This window comes from Stenotrophomonas sp. SbOxS2 (assembly GCF_013416715.1).
Lineage (GTDB): Bacteria > Pseudomonadota > Gammaproteobacteria > Xanthomonadales > Xanthomonadaceae > Stenotrophomonas > Stenotrophomonas lactitubi.
Genome location: NZ_JAAVXD010000004.1, coordinates 244,605 through 262,154 on the forward strand (window position 1 = coordinate 244,605; position 17,550 = coordinate 262,154).

General features: G+C 66.9%; 14 protein-coding genes. 10 read left to right on the plus strand and 4 right to left on the minus strand.

Annotated features, from left to right (window positions below; all coding sequences use genetic code 11):
• Positions 1-51 precede the first annotated feature (51 nt).
• The 6 genes from HFK18_RS09075 to leuB are packed head-to-tail and all read left to right on the plus strand — an operon-like array spanning position 52 to position 6,623.
• On the plus strand, positions 52-1,143 hold the full coding sequence (locus tag HFK18_RS09075; protein ID WP_180165920.1) for a threonine dehydratase: 1,092 nt from the start codon (positions 52-54) through the stop codon (positions 1,141-1,143).
• Positions 1,140-2,726: a 2-isopropylmalate synthase gene (locus tag HFK18_RS09080; RefSeq protein WP_180165922.1), complete on the plus strand. Its 1,587-nt coding sequence runs from the start codon at positions 1,140-1,142 to the stop codon at positions 2,724-2,726. The genes HFK18_RS09075 and HFK18_RS09080 overlap by 4 nt, the downstream gene beginning before the upstream one ends.
• Positions 2,727-2,736: 10 nt before the next feature.
• Positions 2,737-3,516, plus strand: coding sequence for a class I SAM-dependent methyltransferase (locus HFK18_RS09085; RefSeq protein ID WP_180165924.1), 780 nt, complete (start codon positions 2,737-2,739; stop codon positions 3,514-3,516).
• A gap of 59 nt (positions 3,517-3,575) precedes the next feature.
• Positions 3,576-4,994 carry a 3-isopropylmalate dehydratase large subunit gene (gene leuC, locus HFK18_RS09090; protein WP_180165926.1) on the plus strand — a complete coding sequence of 473 codons (1,419 nt, stop codon included), beginning with the start codon at positions 3,576-3,578 and terminating at the stop codon, positions 4,992-4,994.
• Positions 4,994-5,572 carry a 3-isopropylmalate dehydratase small subunit gene (gene leuD / locus HFK18_RS09095; protein WP_100462694.1) on the plus strand — a complete coding sequence of 193 codons (579 nt, stop codon included), beginning with the start codon at positions 4,994-4,996 and terminating at the stop codon, positions 5,570-5,572. The genes leuC and leuD overlap by 1 nt, the downstream gene beginning before the upstream one ends.
• Entirely contained in the window at positions 5,562-6,623 is a 1,062-nt protein-coding gene (gene leuB / locus HFK18_RS09100; RefSeq protein ID WP_180165928.1) for a 3-isopropylmalate dehydrogenase, read from the plus strand. Before leuD ends, leuB begins: the two co-directional genes overlap by 11 nt.
• A gap of 60 nt (positions 6,624-6,683) precedes the next feature.
• Here leuB and HFK18_RS09105 read toward each other — a convergent pair whose 3' ends face one another.
• Together HFK18_RS09105 and HFK18_RS09110 are read right to left on the minus strand one after the other, a co-directional pair.
• The gene (locus tag HFK18_RS09105; RefSeq protein ID WP_180165929.1) at positions 6,684-7,856 is read right to left on the minus strand and encodes a hypothetical protein; all 1,173 of its coding nucleotides are present in this window, start codon (positions 7,854-7,856) and stop codon (positions 6,684-6,686) included.
• A 30-nt stretch (positions 7,857-7,886) separates the two neighbouring features.
• Positions 7,887-8,660 (minus strand): SDR family oxidoreductase, encoded by a 774-nt coding sequence (locus HFK18_RS09110; RefSeq protein ID WP_180165931.1) that lies wholly within the window; start codon positions 8,658-8,660, stop codon positions 7,887-7,889.
• Positions 8,661-8,776: 116 nt separating this feature from the next.
• Between HFK18_RS09110 and HFK18_RS09115 the strand changes: the two genes are divergently transcribed.
• A complete protein-coding gene (locus HFK18_RS09115) occupies positions 8,777-9,685 on the plus strand; it encodes a LysR family transcriptional regulator (RefSeq protein ID WP_180165933.1) in 909 nt (302 codons plus the stop codon).
• A gap of 559 nt (positions 9,686-10,244) precedes the next feature.
• Here the strand turns inward: HFK18_RS09115 and HFK18_RS09120 are convergent.
• Positions 10,245-13,406 (minus strand): efflux RND transporter permease subunit, encoded by a 3,162-nt coding sequence (locus tag HFK18_RS09120; RefSeq protein ID WP_180165935.1) that lies wholly within the window; start codon positions 13,404-13,406, stop codon positions 10,245-10,247.
• Positions 13,407-13,409: 3 nt separating this feature from the next.
• Complete coding sequence (locus HFK18_RS09125; RefSeq protein ID WP_100553499.1) at positions 13,410-14,546, minus strand: efflux RND transporter periplasmic adaptor subunit; 1,137 nt, start codon at positions 14,544-14,546, stop codon at positions 13,410-13,412.
• 123 nt (positions 14,547-14,669) lie between these two features.
• Here HFK18_RS09125 and HFK18_RS09130 point away from each other — a divergent pair, with 123 nt between their 5' ends.
• The 3 genes from HFK18_RS09130 (at position 14,670) to HFK18_RS09140 (ending at position 17,509) form a co-directional block, all read left to right on the plus strand.
• Entirely contained in the window at positions 14,670-15,350 is a 681-nt protein-coding gene (locus tag HFK18_RS09130) for a TetR/AcrR family transcriptional regulator (RefSeq protein WP_100553500.1), read from the plus strand.
• Between the two features lie 136 nt (positions 15,351-15,486).
• A complete protein-coding gene (locus HFK18_RS09135) occupies positions 15,487-16,134 on the plus strand; it encodes a protein-L-isoaspartate O-methyltransferase (RefSeq protein WP_032975442.1) in 648 nt (215 codons plus the stop codon).
• A 16-nt stretch (positions 16,135-16,150) separates the two neighbouring features.
• On the plus strand, positions 16,151-17,509 hold the full coding sequence (locus tag HFK18_RS09140; protein WP_180165937.1) for a TolC family outer membrane protein: 1,359 nt from the start codon (positions 16,151-16,153) through the stop codon (positions 17,507-17,509).
• Positions 17,510-17,550 lie beyond the last annotated feature (41 nt).

Here is a 17,550-nt window from a genome sequence, read left to right on the forward strand (position 1 = left end):
TTCGCCGCCCGTGCCCGCAGGCGCTGGTCGGCAACACCCTGCTGGTGGCCCATGCCGGCCGCTGATGCCAGCACGGAAAGCGATGTCGGCGACGTAACCGTTGCCGACGTACTGGCTGCGCAGGCCCGCCTGCGCCGCTTCCTGCCGCCCACGCCGCTGCATCATGCCGAGCGCTTCGGCACCTGGCTGAAGCTGGAGAACCTGCAGCGCACCGGCTCGTACAAGGTGCGCGGCGCGCTGAATGCCCTGCTGGCCGCCCGCGAACGTGGCGATACCCGGCCGGTGATCTGCGCCTCGGCTGGCAACCACGCCCAGGGCGTCGCCTGGGCCGCCTATCGCCTGGATGTGCCGGCCATTGCCGTGATGCCGCATGGCGCACCGGCCACCAAGATCGCTGGCGTCGCCCATTGGGGCGCGACGGTACGCCAGCATGGCAACAGTTATGACGAGGCCTACGCGTTCGCTGTCGAGCTGGCGCAGCGCCACGGCTACCGCTTCCTGTCCGCGTTCGACGATGCCGATGTCATCGCCGGTCAGGGCACCGTCGGCATCGAGCTGGCCGCGCATGCGCCGGACGTGGTGATCGTACCGATCGGCGGTGGCGGCCTGGCCTCCGGTGTCGCCCTGGCGCTGAAGTCGCAGGGTGTGCGCATCGTCGGCGCGCAGGTCGAAGGTGTCGATTCGATGGCCCGCGCGATCCGCGGCGACGTGCGCGAGATCAATCCTGTGCCGTCGCTGGCCGACGGCGTGCGGGTGAAGATTCCCGGCTTCCTGACCCGCCGCCTGTGCACCTCGCTGCTGGACGATGTGGTGATCGTGCGCGAAGCCGAACTGCGCGAGACCCTGGTGCGGTTGGCACTGGAAGAACACATCATCGCCGAGGGCGCCGGTGCGCTGGCACTGGCCGCCGGGCGTCGCGTCGCCGGCCGCCGCAAGTGCGCGGTCGTCTCCGGCGGCAACATCGATGCCGGCGTGCTCGCCGGCCTGCTCACCGATATCCGTCCGCGTCCGCCGCGCAAACCGCGCCGACGCCGGGCAGAAACTCCGCGTTCGCCCGCCAAGGCGACCGCCACCGCTTTCCCAACGCTTTCCCCTTCCCCCCTGCAAGCCGTCGCACCCGCTGTCGAGGAGATTTCCCTGTGACCACCATCGAACGAATTACCACCCCGCGCATCCGCATCTTCGACACCACCCTGCGTGACGGCGAGCAGTCCCCCGGCTGCAGCATGAGCCCGCCGCAGAAACTGGTGATGGCGCGTGCGCTGGACGAACTGGGCGTGGACATCATCGAGACCGGCTTCCCGGCCAGCTCGCAGTCCGACCGCGAAGCGATGGCCCTGATCGGCCGCGAACTGCGCCGCCCGAGCCTGAGCCTGGCGGTCCTGTCGCGCTGCCTGCAGGCGGACATCGAGACCTCGGCGCGTGCGCTGGAAGCGGCGGCCAACCCGCGCCTGCATGTGTTCCTGTCAACCAGCCCGCTGCACCGTGAGCACAAGCTGCGGATGACGCGTGAGCAGGTACTGGAATCGGTACACAGGCACGTAGCGCTGGCCCGCTCCTACATCGATGACGTGGAGTTCTCCGCCGAGGACGCCACCCGTACCGAGCTGGATTACCTGATCGAGGTCTCGCGCGTGGCGATCGCTGCCGGCGCCACCACCATCAACCTGCCCGACACCGTCGGCTTCACCACGCCGGAAGAAATCCGCACGATGTTCCAGCAGGTCATCGCGGGCGTCGCCGATGTGCCGAACGCGGGCAACGTGATCTTCAGCGCGCACTGCCACAACGACCTGGGCCTGGCCGTGGCCAACTCACTGGCCGCCATCGAAGGTGGCGCGCGCCAGGTCGAATGCACCGTCAACGGCATCGGTGAACGCGCCGGCAACTGTTCGCTGGAAGAAATCGCGATGGTGTTGAAGGTGCGCCAGGCCTTCTACGAGCAGGACACCGCCATCGACACCCCGCGCATCGTCGGCACCTCGCAGTTGTTGCAGCGCCTGGTCGGCATGCCGGTACAGCGCAACAAGGCCATCGTCGGCGCCAATGCCTTCGCCCATGAATCGGGCATCCACCAGCACGGCATGCTGCGCCATCGCGGCACCTACGAAATCATGCGTCCGGAAGACGTGGGCTGGGAGGACTCGCAGATGGTGCTGGGCCGCCACAGTGGCCGCGCCGCCGTCGAAGCGCGCCTGCGCGCACTGGGCTTCTGGCTGGAAGAAGACGAGCTGAAGCTGGTGTTCGAGCAGTTCAAGGGCCTGTGCGAGCAGCAGCGTGTGGTCACCGACGCCGACCTGCAGACACTGATGCAGGGCGGCTCCAACGCGCAGGGCTACCGCCTGGCCTCGATGACCATCAGCGATGTCGGCAGCCGCGCCAATGCGCTGGTCGAACTGTCCGACCCGGACGGCAACCGCGTGGCCGAGACCGCACAGGGCGATGGCCCGGTCGATGCCCTGTTCGGCGCCCTGTCGGCCGCCACCGGCGTGCAGTTGATGCTGGACAGCTACCACGTGCACAGCGTCGGCATCGGCGCCGATGCGCGCGGCGAAGCCAATCTGAGCGTGCGTCACGAGGGCGTCGAGTACGACGGCACCGGCACCAGCAAGGACATCATCGAAGCCTCCGCGCTGGCCTGGCTGGACGTAGCCAACCGCCTGCTGCGCCAGCGCCAGGCCAACGCCGGCGTCAGCACTGAAGCACCTGCCACCGCCACCGCCTGAGGAATCCAAGATGAGCGCCTTCGACACCGCAACCGCCACCAGCAGCGCTGGCCAGCAGTGGAATGCCCAGGACTATGCGATCGATGCCGGCTTCGTGCCGACCCTCGGTGGCGCCGTAGCGCGCCTGCTCGACGCGCGGGCCGGCGAGCGCATCCTCGACCTGGGCTGTGGCGATGGCGTGCTCACCACCGAACTGGCCCTCAGCGGCGCACACCTGCAGGGCGTCGATGCTTCACCGGAAATGGTGATCGCCGCCCGTGCACGGGGTGTCGATGCGCAGGTGATGGACGGCCACGCCCTGACCTTCGACGGCGCGTTCGATGCGGTGTTCAGCAACGCAGCGCTGCATTGGATGCCCAACCCGGATCGCGTGCTGGAAGGCGTGCGCCGCGCCCTGCGCCCCGGCGGCCGCTTCGTCGCCGAGTTCGGCGGTCATGGCAACGTGGCCACGATCGTTGCGGCGGTACAGGCCGCGCGCGTCGCCCATGGCCACGGTGCCAGCGCATTCCAGTGGTACTTCCCCAGCGCCGATGCCTACGCCGAACGCCTGCGCCAGCATGGCTTCCAGGTGCAGCTGATCGAATGCCTGCCACGCCCGACCGCGCTGCCGACCGGCGTTGCCGGCTGGCTGCGGGTGTTCGCCGCACCGCTGCTGGACGACCTGCCGGCCGACGCGCGCGCCACCGTGCGCGATGCCGCCGCCGCCCTGCTGGCCGATCTGCCGCGCAACGCCGCTGGCCAGCCGCTGGCCGACTACGTGCGCCTGCGCGTGCTCGCGCGTCGGCGCTGACCTGACCCTGTTACTTTCTCTTAGATGTCCGCTACTTCGTACTCCTGCCAGGCAAACGCATGACTTCCGCACCCCGCACCCTGTACGACAAACTGTGGGACGCCCACGTGGTGGTTCCCGAAACCGACAGCGCGCCCGCCGTGCTGTATATCGACCTGCACCTGATTCATGAGGTGACCTCGCCGCAGGCCTTCACCGAACTGCGCGAACGCGGCCTGAAGCCGCGCCGTCCGGATCGGACCAAGGCGACGATGGACCATTCCACGCCGACCCTGCCAGCCGCCGCCGACGGTACGCTGCCCTACGCCAGCGCTGCCTCCGAAGCGCAGGTCGCCATGCTGGCGCGCAACTGCGCCGAGCACGACATCGAGCTGTTCGACATGGCCTCGGACAATCGCGGCATCGTCCACGTGATCGCCCCGGAACAGGGCTTCACCCAGCCCGGCATGACCATCGTCTGCGGCGACAGCCACACCTCCACCCATGGTGCATTCGGGTCGCTGGCCTTCGGCATCGGCACCAGCGAAGTCGGCCATGTGCTGGCCACGCAGTGCCTGCTGCAGCGCAAGGCGAAGACCTTCGCGATCACCGTCGATGGCCATCTGGCACCCGGCGTCGGCGCCAAGGACGTGGTGCTGCACATCATCGGCGTGATCGGCGTCAATGGCGGCACCGGTCACGTGATCGAGTTCCGCGGCAGCACCATCGAAGCGATGGACATGGAACAGCGCATGACCCTGTGCAACATGTCGATCGAAGCCGGTGCACGCGCCGGCATGGTCGCTCCCGACCAGGTGACGTTCGACTTCGTTGCCAAAACGCCACGCGGGCCGAAGGGCGCCGACTTCGACGACGCCGTGGCCCGCTGGACGCAGCTGCGCAGCGATGAAGGCGCGCGCTTCGACAGCGAGGTGCACATCGATGCTGCCGACATCCGCCCGACCCTGACCTGGGGCACCCACCCCGGCACCGCCATCGCGGTGGACGCGCCGATCCCGGCGGCCAACGATGCCGCCGCGCAGAAGGGCCTGGATTACATGCACTTCCAGGCGGGACAGACGCTGGCCGGCACACCGGTGGACGTGGTCTTCGTCGGCTCCTGCACCAACGGCCGCCTGAGCGACATGCGCGAAGTGGCGCAGGTGCTGCGCGGTCGTCGCGTCGCCGAGCGCGTGCGCATGCTGGTAGTCCCCGGCTCTGAAATCGTCAAGCGCCAGGCCGAGGCCGAGGGCATCCACGAGATCGTGCGAGCGGCCGGTGCCGAGTGGCGCGAGCCGGGGTGTTCCATGTGCATCGCCATGAATGGCGATCTGGTCGCCCCCGGCCAACTGGCAGTCAGCACCAGCAACCGCAATTTCGAAGGCCGCCAGGGCCCGGGCTCGCGCACCCTGCTGGCCTCGCCGATGAGTGCCGCTTGGGCGGCCGTGCAGGGCCACGTGGCCGATGCCCGTGAACTGTTCGCACAGGAGGTGGCCTGATGAGCGGCTTCCGTACCCTGCGTTCGGCCAGCGTGGTGCTGCGCCAGACCAATATCGATACCGACCAGATCATTCCGGCCCGGTTCCTGTCCACCACCGAGCGCGCCGGCTTGGGCCGCAACGCGTTCAACGACTGGCGCTGGCAGGCCGATGGCTCCCCGGTGGCCGACTTCGCCTTCAACCAGCCGCACAACGCCGGCCGCAGTATCCTGCTGGCCGGGCGCAACTTCGGCTGCGGCTCATCGCGCGAGCATGCACCCTGGGCGCTGACCGACCTCGGCCTGCGCGCCATCGTCAGCAGCGAGATCGCCGACATCTTCCGCGGCAACTCGCTGAAGAACGGCCTGCTGCCGATCGTGCTGGACGAAGCCGACGTGCAGGTGCTGATGCAGCGCCCGGACGATGAGCTGACCATTGACGTGGCCGCGCGCGAACTGCGCACGCCCGATGGCCGCGTCTACTCCTTCCCGTTGGACGGCTTCTCGCAGACCTGTCTGCTGGAAGGCGTCGATCAGCTGGGTTATCTGTTGGGCCGTGTCCCTGAAATCGAACGTTACGAGAGTGAGCATGCACGCTGAGATTGTTGTCCTGCCCGGTGATGGCATCGGCCCGGAAGTGGCCGCCGCTGCGGTCGCCGTACTGAACGCCGTCGCCGAACGCTTCAACCACACTTTTACCTTCAGCGAGCACGATATCGGTGGCATCGCCATCGACCGTCACGGCGAGCCGTTGCCAGCCTCGACCCTGGCCGCCTGTCAGGCTGCCAACGCGGTGCTGCTGGGCGCGGTGGGCGGCCCGAAGTGGTCCGACCCGAACGCCAAGGTACGGCCGGAACAGGGCCTGCTGGCAATACGCAAGGCGCTAGGCCTGTATGCCAACCTGCGTCCGGTGCGCACCCACGAAGCCGCACTGCACGCCTCGCCGATCAAGGCCGAGCTGCTGCAGGGCGTGGACTTCGTGGTGGTGCGCGAACTGACCGGTGGCATCTACTTCGGCGACAAGACCCGCGATGCCGACAGCGCCAGCGATCTGTGCCGCTACACCGTGGCCGAGATCGAGCGCGTGCTGCGCAGTGCCTTCCGCCTGGCCCAGCAGCGTCGCGGCAAGGTCACCTCGGTGGACAAGGCCAACGTACTGGAAACCTCGCGCCTGTGGCGTGACGTGGCCGCGCGCATCGGCCGCGAGGAATTCCCGGACGTCGCGCTGGAACACCAGCTGGTCGATTCGATGGCCATGCACCTGCTGGCCAAGCCGCGCGAGTACGACGTGATCGTGACCGAGAACATGTTCGGCGACATCCTCACCGACGAAGCGTCGATGCTGGCCGGTTCGCTGGGCCTGCTGCCATCGGCCTCGCTGGGCGAGCCGGGAGCGGTCGGCATCTACGAACCGATCCACGGTTCGGCACCGGACATCGCCGGCAAGGGCATCGCCAACCCGTACGCGACGATCTTCAGTGCGGCGATGCTGCTGCGCCATTCGCTGGGGCTGGACGCCGAAGCCGCAGCGGTGGAAGCGGCGGTGCACGCGGTGCTGGACGATGGCGTGTTCACTGCGGATCTGGCGGCGAAGGGTTCGGCAGTGAGTACTGCGGCGGCGACCGACGCGGTTCTGACCAAGCTGGGATGAGTCGCCAGGGTACCGGGCTGCGCCCGGCACCCTTTCTCTGCACATCCCGCCCTGCTTCACTCAGTGCGGGATGTTCACGTTCTTTGGATCGCTCCCCGCCTTGCGCATCTGCGAGCTGCTGCATCCGGTCAGGACAGTGCCGTCGTCAGTTCTGGCCACCACGCGTTCATTGATGCGGATGCTGGCCGACGGCAGTCCGCTACGTGAAGCTTCGCGTTGCCAGACCTGCACGCCGGCCTGCTGATCAGCAGCGTTCAGGCCAGCGTCGAGCAACACACTTGCCACGTTGACCCTGCCGAGGTCCGCAGCAAACAGGCCAGCAGGTGCGACGAGCAACCTGTCGGTGGCCACCCCCTGGATCTGCAGCGGCGTCTGCAATTCGATCTGGAAGACAGGAAGCACCGTGCCGTTGATCGCATGCGTGGGTGCTGAAACGGTGCGCACCTCTGCCGGCCATCCACTCTGCGGCTGTTCCATCACCTGCTGCAGCACGCGCTCGACGCGGTCCAGGGTCGCATCGTCGGCGCGGCACTCGATGGCCGCTGTGAGGTCATTGGCATCAGCGCGCTGCTGTCGATCCGGTGACCGCGCGACTTGCGTCCCGACATGTGGCGCGGCGCATCCCAATCGATATTCATCGCCAACACTGCGCACCATGATGGACGAGGTCGACACGCTGCCATCGACGGATTGTGCGGACCACACCTTGAACGGCTCACGCAGTGTGCTCGACCGCAGCTGCAGGCCATGGCTGGCAACGATCCGATCGCGAGCCGCAGCATCGATGGCAATGGAGAATCCCTGGTCATCTGCGAAAACGCGGCGGGTCTGCACGCCCTGCAGAGTCAATGGCACCGGCATATCGATCACGGTCACCGCAGCATCGCCGGTGTCTCCGGTGTGCTCGAAGTGCCAGTCACGCAGATGCAACGGACGCCTGTCCGGGTCACCGTAGCGTGCGGCACGCAGGGTGTTGGCGACGATCTGCTGGGTGTCTGCACCGGCACGGCATTCGAGAACTGCAAGCAGGTCCCGCTGGAAGCGGGCGGCCTCAGGATCACCGCTCGCTGCATTCACATCGACAGTGCCGACCAGCGCCAGCAGCAGGAACGATGTGCTAAGGGACGCGGGGAACATGGCAGGCACTCCAGCCCGGGAACAGTCGCACATTGTGCCTGCGCAACCTGTGCAACGCAGAATTCCCGCGTCGCCAGAGCAGGACGAGCCGGGCATGGACCCGGCTCAATGACACCTCACCCTGCGTCACTTTGTGGTGTAACCACCATTGACCAGGATGGTCTGCCCGGTCATCCACCAGCCGTCGGTCACCAGGAAGCGGATCCACGGCACGATGTCGGCGATGTCGGTCAGACCGGTACGGGTGAACGCCGACAGCGCCGCGGCGGTCTTGTGATACGCCTGCGCATCGGTACTCTCGGCCGGATAGAAGAACGGCGTATCCATCGGCCCGGGGCCGATCGCGGTCACCGAAATCCCACGCTCGCCAAATTCCTTCGATGCTGCGCGGGTGAAGTGCTCCACCGGCGCCTTGGTGCCGGCGTAGCTGGAATAGAACGGAGTGAACGCGCCCAGCAGCGACGTCACCAGCGTGCAGATGCGGCCACCGTCGTTGACATGGCGTCCGGCTTCCTTGAGGAAGAAGAACGCCGTCTTCGCGTTGACCGCGCTCATCTGGTCGTACTCCGCTTCGCTGATCTCCAGCATCGGCTTCTTCAGCACTTTGCCGACGGTGTTGATGGCGATGTCAGGGCGACCGACGGCGGCAACCGCGTCGGCGAACAGGCGCTCCATCGCCGCGGCCGAGGTCAGATCGGCCTGCAACGCCATGGCCTTTGCACCTGCGGCCTGCACGGCTGCAACGGTCGCCTCGGCATCGGCCTGGGTGGCGGCGCTGTTGTAGTGGATGACGATGGCCTTGGCGCCCTGCTCGGCGAAGTCGCGGGCGATCAGCCCGCCGAGGTTCTTGGCACCGCCGGCGATCAGCACGGTCTTGCCCTGGATACGGTGGTCGGTCATGGCATCGGTCCCGGTAAGGGGCTGCCGGACTGGCAACCCTGTGCTGACGACGATATCGTGCAGAAATCGCGGATAAAGCCCGCAACATTGACTTAACTTTCCAGAGTGGGCGAACAATGGACCGGATCGAGCGTTTCCGCATCTTTGCCCGGGTGGTGGAGTGCACCAGCTTCACCCGCGCCGCCGACCAGCTCGGCCTGCCCCGCTCCACCGTCTCGGCGGCCGTGGCGGAACTCGAGCAGCGTCTGGGCACACGCCTGCTGCAGCGCTCCACCCGCAGGGTTTCCACCACCCACGATGGCGACACCTTCTACGTGCGCTGCCTGCGCCTGATCGCCGAAATGGAAGATGCCGAGTCGCTGTTCCGCCAGGACGATGCAGAGCCGAAGGGCCTGTTGAAGATCGATGTGCCCAGCCGGATCGGTCGCCGCATCATCGCCCCGGCCCTGCCCGACTTCTTCGCACGGCATCCGCAGGTCGAGCTGGACCTGGGCATGACCGACCGCGCGGTAAACCTGATCGAGGACGGCTGCGATGCGGTGCTGAGGGTGGGCCAGCTGGGTGACTCCAGCCTGGTGGCCCGCACGCTGGGCCAGCTGGACTTCGTCAACGTTGCCGCGCCTGCGTACCTGCACGAGCACGGCGTACCGCAGCATCCTGCCGACCTGCAGCAGCACCGCGCGGTGAACTACGCATCGCCGACCACGGCGCGGGTGGAGCCCTGGGAATGGCAGGACGGCGCGCAGCTGCGCACGTTGCCGATGACCGGCTGGGTGCGGGTGAACAGCGCCGAGGCATCGATTGCCTGCTGCGTCGCGGGGCTGGGACTGCTGCAGATTCCGCGCTACGACGTGCAGGCCGAACTGCAATCGGGCGCGCTGGTGGAAGTGATGCCGCAGCACGTCGCGCAGCCGCTGCCGGTGACCCTGTTGCTGCCGCATCGGCAGCATCGCGCGCAACGTGTGCAGGTGTTCCTGAATTGGCTGGAGCCGCTGCTGCGTGAGCGACTGCAGTTGCAGGGGTGATCGGCCGGGCGGCTGCCCGGCGCCCGCAGAGGCGACTGCAACTGCAACAGCCAGAGCGGCTCTGGGTTGTTGCTTGGTTGGCGGGGAGGAGGCAGATGGCGGGACACGCCGCAAGTACGTCCCTGTAGGCTCGGCCACGGCATCCATGCCGTGGACGGTCCCGCCATCTGCCCCCTCCCCGCCTCCGATCATTTCCCGGTGACGGCCGGTGGATCCACACCATGCGTGGATGAGGTGTATCGGAAAACACGAAGGGGTCGGATCCGTTTTCCAATGGAAAACGGATCCGACCCCAACCATCAGCACGCGGCTGTTGCTGTTGCTGTTGCTTTTCGCTCTTCTTCTTTCTCTTCCTGCGGTGGAGGCCGCAGGAAACTGTAAGGGGCCGGGTGGGTGGGCTGGGCGGGGGTGTCAGCCGCATGGATGCGGCTGCCAAGCCTACAAGGACGTACTTGCGGCGTCCCCCGAACAGCCCACCCACCCGGCCCAAACAAGCGATCCCGCTTCTGAACCACCCCCGCAGAGGGGGCTCAGCCCGGTGGCCGGGAAACCCGGGGCATTACGCCCCGGATTCGTCCGGTTTGACCCGGAACCACGCCGCATACAGCGCCGGCAGGAACACCAGCGTCAGCACCGTGCCCACGATCAACCCACCCATGATCGAAATCGCCATCGAGCCGTAGAACGCGCTGCGCGACAGCGGAATCATCGCCAGCACGGCCGCAAGCGCGGTCAGCACGATCGGGCGGAAACGCCGCACCGTCGCATCGATGATCGAATGCCAGCGGTCATGCCCGGCATCGATGTCCTGCTGGATCTGGTCGATCAGGATCACCGAGTTGCGCATGATCATGCCCGCCAGCGCGATGGTGCCCAGCAACGCCACGAAGCCGAACGGCGCGCGGAACAGCAGCAGGAACAACGTCGCACCGATGATGCCCAGCGGCGCGGTCACCAGCACCATCGCCGCACGCGAGAAGCTGCGCAGCTGCAGCATCAGCAACGTGGCCACCACGATCAGGAACAGCGGCATGCCGGCCTTGATCGAGTTCTGGCCGCGAGCCGAATCCTCCACCGAGCCGCCGGTTTCCAGCAGGTAGCCGCTGGGCAGCTCGGCACGGATGCCATCCAGCGTCGGCACGATCTGCTGCACCACATCCAGCGGCTGCATGCCATCACTGATGTCGGCACGCACGGTCACCGTCGGCAGGCGGTTGCGGTGCCAGATGATGCCGTCCTCGAACGCGTATTCCAGCCGCGCGACCTGCGACAGCGTCACCGCAGTGCCACTGCTGGTCGGAATCGCCAGGCTGCCGAGCAGGTCCAGCTGCGCGCGCTCGTTGTCCGGGCCACGCAGCAGCATCTCGATCTGGCGATTGCCTTCGCGATAGGTGCTCACGCTCATGCCCGACAACGAGCTGCTGAGGAACTGGCTGACCTGGGCACTGCTGACACCCAGCGCGCGTGCGCGGTCCTGGTCGATCACCAGCCGCACCACCTTGCTCGGCTCGCTCCAGTCCAGGTTCACGTTCATCACGTGCGGGTTCTCGCGCACCTTGGCCTCGACCTTGCGCGCAATCGCCTGTACCTGTGCGATGTGCTCGCCGGACACGCGCATCTGCACCGGATAGCCGACCGGCGGCCCATTCTCCAGGCGCGTCACGCGCATCTGCACATCGGGGAACTGCTTTATCACTTCCTTCAGCATCCAGTCGCGGGTCGATTCGCGGGCCTTCGCGTCTTCGGTAAGCACCACGAACTGGGCGAAGTTGGTGGCCGGCAGCTGCTGGTCCAGCGGCAGGTAGAAGCGCGGCGAACCGGTACCGACGTAGGCCACGTAGTTGCTGATGCCTTCGCGGCCCTTCAACAGCTTCTCCAGCTTGTCGGCCTGTGCCTGGGTCGCGGCCAGCGACGCACCTTCGGCCAGCTCGATGTCCACCATAAGTTCCGGGCGGGTCGAATCGGGGAAGAACTGCTGCGGCACGAAACGGAACAGCATCAGCGAGCCGATGAACAGTGCGATGGTCGCACCGATCACCCACCAGCGTTGGCGCAGGCAGGTATCCAGGAACGACCGGAAGCGGGTGTAGAACGGCCGCTGGTACGGATCATGATCGTGCGCATGCTCCTTCGGAGCGATCCAGCGCGCGAGCGACGGATGGCGGTCAGCCCACTGCAGGCGTTTGGCGCGCCAACGGCCGGCCAGACTGTCCGGCTTGGGCAGCTGCGGATTGAACAGGTCCGGCAGCATCTTGTCGCCCAGGTACGGGATGAACAGCACTGCCGCGATCCACGACACCACCAGCGCGATGGTCACCACCTGGAACAGTGAGCGGGTGTATTCACCGGTGCTCGATGCGGCAGTGGCGATGGGCAGGAAGCCGGCAGCAGTGATCAGGGTGCCGGTCAACATCGGGAAGGCGGTGGATTCCCAGGCGAAACTGGCCGCGCGCAGGCGGTCGTAGCCCTGCTCCATCTTGGTGGCCATCATCTCCACCGCGATGATCGCATCGTCCACCAGCAGGCCCAGTGCCAGCACCAGCGCACCCAGCGAAATCTTGTGCAGGCCGATATCGAAGTAGTGCATGACGAAGAAGGTCATCGCCAGCACCAGCGGAATGGTCACGCCCACCACCAGGCCAGTACGCAGGCCCAGAGAGAAGAAGCTGACCAGCAGCACGATCACCACCGCTTCGGTGAGCACCTGCACGAACTCGCCCACCGACTCTTCCACCGCATGTGGCTGGTCGGACACCTTGCGCAGCTGCATGCCGGCCGGCAGGGTCTTCTGCAGGCGTTCGAACTCGGCATCCAGGGTGGCGCCGAGCTTGAGGATGTCACCGCCGTCCTTCATCGCCACCGCCAGGCCGATTGCATCCTGGCCCATGAAGCGCATCTTCGGCGAAGAGGGGTCGGCAAAGCCGCGCTTGACCTCGGCGATGTCGCCCAGATGCAGCGTGCGTTCGCCGGCCTGGATCGGGAATCTGCGGATGTCCTCGATCGAATCGAACTGCCCGGTCACGCGCAGCTGCACGCGGTCAGTCGGGGTTTCGAAGAAGCTGGTGGCGCTGACCGCATTCTGGTCGGCCAATGCCTGCTGCACCTGCTGCAGCGATACGCCCAGCGTGGCCAGCTTGGTGTTGGACAGCTCGATCCACACCTTCTCGTCCTGCAGGCCGACCAGGTCGATCTTGCCGACGTCGGGCACGCGCTGCAGCTCCAGCTGGATGCGGTCGGCATAGTCGCGCATCACCGCGTAGTCGAAGCCTTCGCCGGTCAGCGCATAGATGTTGCCGAACGTGTCGCCGAACTCATCGTTGTAGAAGGGCCCGACGATTTCCCTCGGCAGCGTCGCGCGGATATCGCCCACGCGCTTGCGCACCTGGTACCACAGGTCAGGGATCTGCTTGGAGCGCAGACTGTCGCGCGCCATGAAGATCACCTGCGATTCGCCCGGGCGCGAGTACGAGCGGATGAACTCGTACTCGCCGGTGTTCATCAGTGCTTTTTCGATCGGCTCGGTCACCTGCCGCGAGACCTGCTCGGCGGTGGCGCCCGGCCACATCGTGCGTACCACCATCGCCTTGAAGGTGAACGGCGGATCTTCGGACTGGCCCAGGTGCTTGTACGACCAGGCACCGATGACGGCGAACGCCAGCATCGCGAACAACACCAGCGCACGGTTGCCCAGCGCCCATTCGGAGAGATTGAAGCGGCGCACGGGTCAGTGCCCCTTGCCTGCGGCCGGCGCCGGCGTGGCGGCCGACGGTGCCAGCACCGGGCGGTTCTGGCGATCGACCGGCGTCACCACCTGGCCTTCGCGCAGCAAATGGCCGCCGGCAGCGACCACCCAGTCCGCCGCGCCCACGCCGGACACGACCGGCACGGCCTGCGCGCCATAGGCACCGACCTGCACGGGAGTTGCCTTCAGCGCACCATTGGACGGATTGACCACCCACACGCTGGCCTTGCCATCACTGCCGCGCAGTACGGCCGCCAGCGGCAGCTGCAACGCACCGCTGCGCCCGGCGGTGGCGAACACCCGCGCACTCTGGCCCAGTTCCACTTCGCTCAGCGCTTCCGGCGCCAGGCTGACCCGGGTGGCATAGGTGCGGGCCTGTGCATCGGCAGCAGGGGCGATCTCGCGCAGGGTGCCGGGCAGCAACTGGCCCGGGCGGTTCCACAGTTCCACCTGTACCGACTGGCCGACCTTGTAGTCGCGGATGTTGCTTTCCGGCAGCGCGATCAGCACCTCGCGGCCACCGTCGGCGGCCAGGGTGAACACCGTCTGCCCCGCGCTCACGACCTGCCCGGCTTCGGCCTGGCGGCTGGCAATCACGCCATCGGCGGGCGCGCGCAGCTGCGCGTACTCGGCCTGGTTGCGGGCCACGGCGAGGTTGGCCCGGGCGGCATTGGCCTGGCCCTGCGCGGCCTTGAACGCCGCCGTCTGCTGGTCCAGTGCCGAGCGGCTCACCAGCTGATCTTCAGCCAGCTTGGCGTAGCGCTTCTGGTCATCGCGAGCGCGCACCAGGTCTGCTTCCGCCGCCGCCAGCTGCGCCTGCGACGCCGCCGCCTGCGAGGCGTAGTCGGCCGCATCCAGCTCGGCCAGCAGCTGGCCCTTCTTCACCCGCTCGCCGGCGTCGACGTGGCGCTTGACCAGATTGCCGCCAACGCGGAACGACAGCGGGCTTTCCTGGCGGGCACGCACCTCGCCGGGGTAGGCGGCCGCGGCTTGTCCATCCTGCGTGGTGGGATGCACCACCAGCACCGGGATGGCCGCCACCGGCTCGGCGGCCTGCTTGCCGCACGCTGCCAACACCACGACCAGTACGCCTACGCCCAACCAACGCATGTTTTTCATGAGGTACAGGACCTGAAAAGAAATCCGGGGGGAACGCGCCGGCAACATACTGTTGCAACGCGGACATTAGTGAACCAGCCGGTATAGTATAAATATCGAACCGCTTGGTCTAGTATTAGCGGGATGAGTTCTCCCACTTCCCGAAAGCCGTCGGCCAAGCCCGCTGCCAAGGCTGCCGGTCCCGGGCGCCCCAAGGACCTGGGTAAGCGCGCGGCGATACTCGAGGCAGCCAAGACACTGTTCATCGAACAGGGCTACAGCGGCGTGAGCATGGACAGCATCGCGGCCCAGGCCGGCGTCTCGAAGCTGACCGTATACAGCCATTTCGGCGACAAAGAGACCCTGTTCTCCGAAGCTGTGCAGTCCAAGTGCATCGAGATGCTGCCCGACGCGCTGTTCGTGGCCGACGTCGAAGGCCCCCTGCGCGACCAGTTGCTGGGCATCGGCATGGCGTTCTTCGAGATGATCACCTCCGACGCGGCCCTGTCGATCCAGCGGGTGATGATGGCCCCGGAGACCGACGAGCGCCTGCGCGAACTGTTCTGGCAGGCTGGCCCGCAACGCACCTGCGAGGCGCTGGCCGACTTCATGCGCTTGCGTGCCGAGCGCGGTGAACTGGACATCCCCGACTGCTACATCGCCGGCCAGCAGTTCCTGACCCTGGTGAAGGGCGAAGTGCACATGCATATGATGTGCGGCATGCCACTGTCACCCGTCGAGACCGATGCTGCGCTCCACGTGGCCGCCAGCGTGGATTTCTTCCTGCGCGCCTACGCCCCGCGAGAGGCCGGAACCGCTGGATAACCAAAACTGAACGAACCGGAGGTCGCGATGACTTCCGGCACTGCGACCCCGGCCACCCCGCAGCAGATGCTCTGGGCGCGCCGCCGGCCTCCGGCACCGGTAAAATGGCCGGCCCACTGCGCTGGATTTGAACCTCATGACGATTGATTACGCCCACGCCCGCGAACTGATGGTGGAACAGCAGATCCGTCCCTGGGACGTGCTGGACATCAAGGTGCTCGACGTCCTGGCCCGCCTGCCGCGCGAGGCCTTCGTCGCCGACGCGCACCGGGCGCTGGCCTATGCCGATGTCGAACTGCCGATCGGCAACGGCCAGAAGATGATGAAGCCGGTCATCGAGGGCCGTACCCTGCAGGCACTGGATCTGCAGCCGGGTGACGAAGTGCTGGAAATCGGCACCGGCAGCGGTTTCCTGTCGGCCTGCATCGGCGCGCTGGCGCGCGACGTGCTGAGCCTGGAAATCGATCCGGAACTGGCCGCCGCTGCGCGCGCCCGCCTGGATGCCACCGGCCTGGGCACCAACGTGCGCGTGGAAGTGGCCGATGGCCTGGCCTGGCAGACCGAACGCCGCTTCGACGTGATCTGTGTCACTGGCGCCGTTGACGTGGTGCCGTCACAGTTCGCTTCGTGGTTGCGTCCGGGTGGTCGTCTGTATGTCATCCAGGGCCGTTCGCCGGCCATGGAAGCGCTGTTGGTGAAGGCCGATGGCAGCACCGAGTCGCTGTTCGAGACCGATATCGATTACCTGCGTGGTGCCGCCCCGGCCCCCCAGTTCCACCTCTGAGTCCAAGGAAGCCGCAATGATCCGCCGATCCCTCGCTGTTGCGCTGGCCACTGCCCTGCTGCCGTTGTCCGCCCATGCCGCCGACCTGCTGCAGGTCTATGAAATGGCGCGCAATGGCGACCCGCAGCTGTCCGCCGCCGAATCCACCCGGCTGTACGACAAGGAAGGCGCCGTGCAGGCGCGCGCTGCCCTGCTGCCGCAGATCAATGGCCGGGCCCAGTTGAACCGTTCGCGCAGCGAGCCGAATGCCGACGCCAACTCCGGCTCGTTCACCAGCAAAAGCCGTAACTACACGGTCGATGGCACCCAGACGCTGTTCAACTGGACGCAGATCAACAACCTGCGTTCGCAGCGCGAGCTGAGCAAGGCGGCGGATTTCACCCTCGACTCGGCCAACGACAACCTGATCGTCCGCACCTCGGCGGCCTACTTCAACGTGCTGGTGGCGATCGAATCGCTGAACGCCGCACAGACCAACGAAGCAGCCGCGAAGAAGCAGTTCGACTTCGCCGACAAGCGCCTGGAAGTGGGCCTGGCGCCGATCACCGACGTGCACGAAGCACGCGCCCAGTACGACCAGGCGCGCGCCAACACGATCGTTGCGCAGAACACCCTGGCCGACAACTACCAGGCCCTGACCGAACTGACCGGCCAGCCGGTGATGAACCTGAAGGGCCTGCCGGCCGATTTCCGTCCGGAAGTGCCGGCCAACCGCGGCAACCTGGACCAGCTGGTGCAGCAGGCGACCACGCAGAACCCGGCGCTGAAGGCGCAGGAGCTGAAGGTCGGTGCCGCCGAAGCCGGCGTGCAGGCAGCCCGTGGTGGCCACTATCCGACCCTGTCGCTGGGCGGCAGCTGGGGCAAGAGCGCGACCTGGGGCGACAGCGTCGGCGCCGGTTCGCTCTCACCCGATGCACGCACCAACAGCATCGGCCTGACCCTGAGCGTGCCGATCTTCTCTGGCGGCGCCACCCAGTCCGGCGTGCGCCAGGCCCTGGCCCAGCGTGATATCGCCCAGGATGGTTTCGAGCAGCAGAAGCGCGCGCTGGACCGCAACACGCGCAATGCCTACCAGACCCTGGTACAGGGCATCAGCGAAGTGGAAGCCCGCCGTCTGGCCGTGGTTTCCGCACAGAGCGCCTACGACGCTTCGCAGGTCGGCCTGGAAGTGGGTACCCGCACGGTGCTGGACGTGATCCAGAACCAGCGCATCCTGTTCTCCGCCCAGCTGGATTACGCGCAGGCCCGCTACAACTTCCTGCAGAACCGCCTGCTGCTGAGCCAGGCCGTGGGTGGCCTGGATGTCGCCGAACTGCAGGACATCAACCGCCTGCTGACCCAGGACGCGGGCAACCCGTCCACGACCACGAACTGAGTCGGCGTCACCGGTCTGATCAGAAAGCCACCCGTGAGGGT

Excerpts from the sequence above, each read along its gene's own strand:
- HFK18_RS09085 (WP_180165924.1), top strand. The coding sequence starts at position 2,737 with ATGAGCGCCTTCGACACCGCAACCGCCACCAGCAGCGCTGGCCAGCAG.
- HFK18_RS09135 (WP_032975442.1), top strand. The coding sequence starts at position 15,487 with ATGACGATTGATTACGCCCACGCCCGCGAACTGATGGTGGAACAGCAG.
- HFK18_RS09105 (WP_180165929.1), bottom strand. The coding sequence starts at position 7,856 with ATGCCCGGCTCGTCCTGCTCTGGCGACGCGGGAATTCTGCGTTGCACA.
- leuB (WP_180165928.1), top strand. The coding sequence starts at position 5,562 with ATGCACGCTGAGATTGTTGTCCTGCCCGGTGATGGCATCGGCCCGGAA.
- leuD (WP_100462694.1), top strand. The coding sequence starts at position 4,994 with ATGAGCGGCTTCCGTACCCTGCGTTCGGCCAGCGTGGTGCTGCGCCAG.
- HFK18_RS09110 (WP_180165931.1), bottom strand. The coding sequence starts at position 8,660 with ATGACCGACCACCGTATCCAGGGCAAGACCGTGCTGATCGCCGGCGGT.
- HFK18_RS09130 (WP_100553500.1), top strand. The coding sequence starts at position 14,670 with ATGAGTTCTCCCACTTCCCGAAAGCCGTCGGCCAAGCCCGCTGCCAAG.
- leuC (WP_180165926.1), top strand. The coding sequence starts at position 3,576 with ATGACTTCCGCACCCCGCACCCTGTACGACAAACTGTGGGACGCCCAC.
- HFK18_RS09075 (WP_180165920.1), top strand. The coding sequence starts at position 52 with ATGCCGGCCGCTGATGCCAGCACGGAAAGCGATGTCGGCGACGTAACC.
- HFK18_RS09115 (WP_180165933.1), top strand. The coding sequence starts at position 8,777 with ATGGACCGGATCGAGCGTTTCCGCATCTTTGCCCGGGTGGTGGAGTGC.
- HFK18_RS09140 (WP_180165937.1), top strand. The coding sequence starts at position 16,151 with ATGATCCGCCGATCCCTCGCTGTTGCGCTGGCCACTGCCCTGCTGCCG.
- HFK18_RS09125 (WP_100553499.1), bottom strand. The coding sequence starts at position 14,546 with ATGAAAAACATGCGTTGGTTGGGCGTAGGCGTACTGGTCGTGGTGTTG.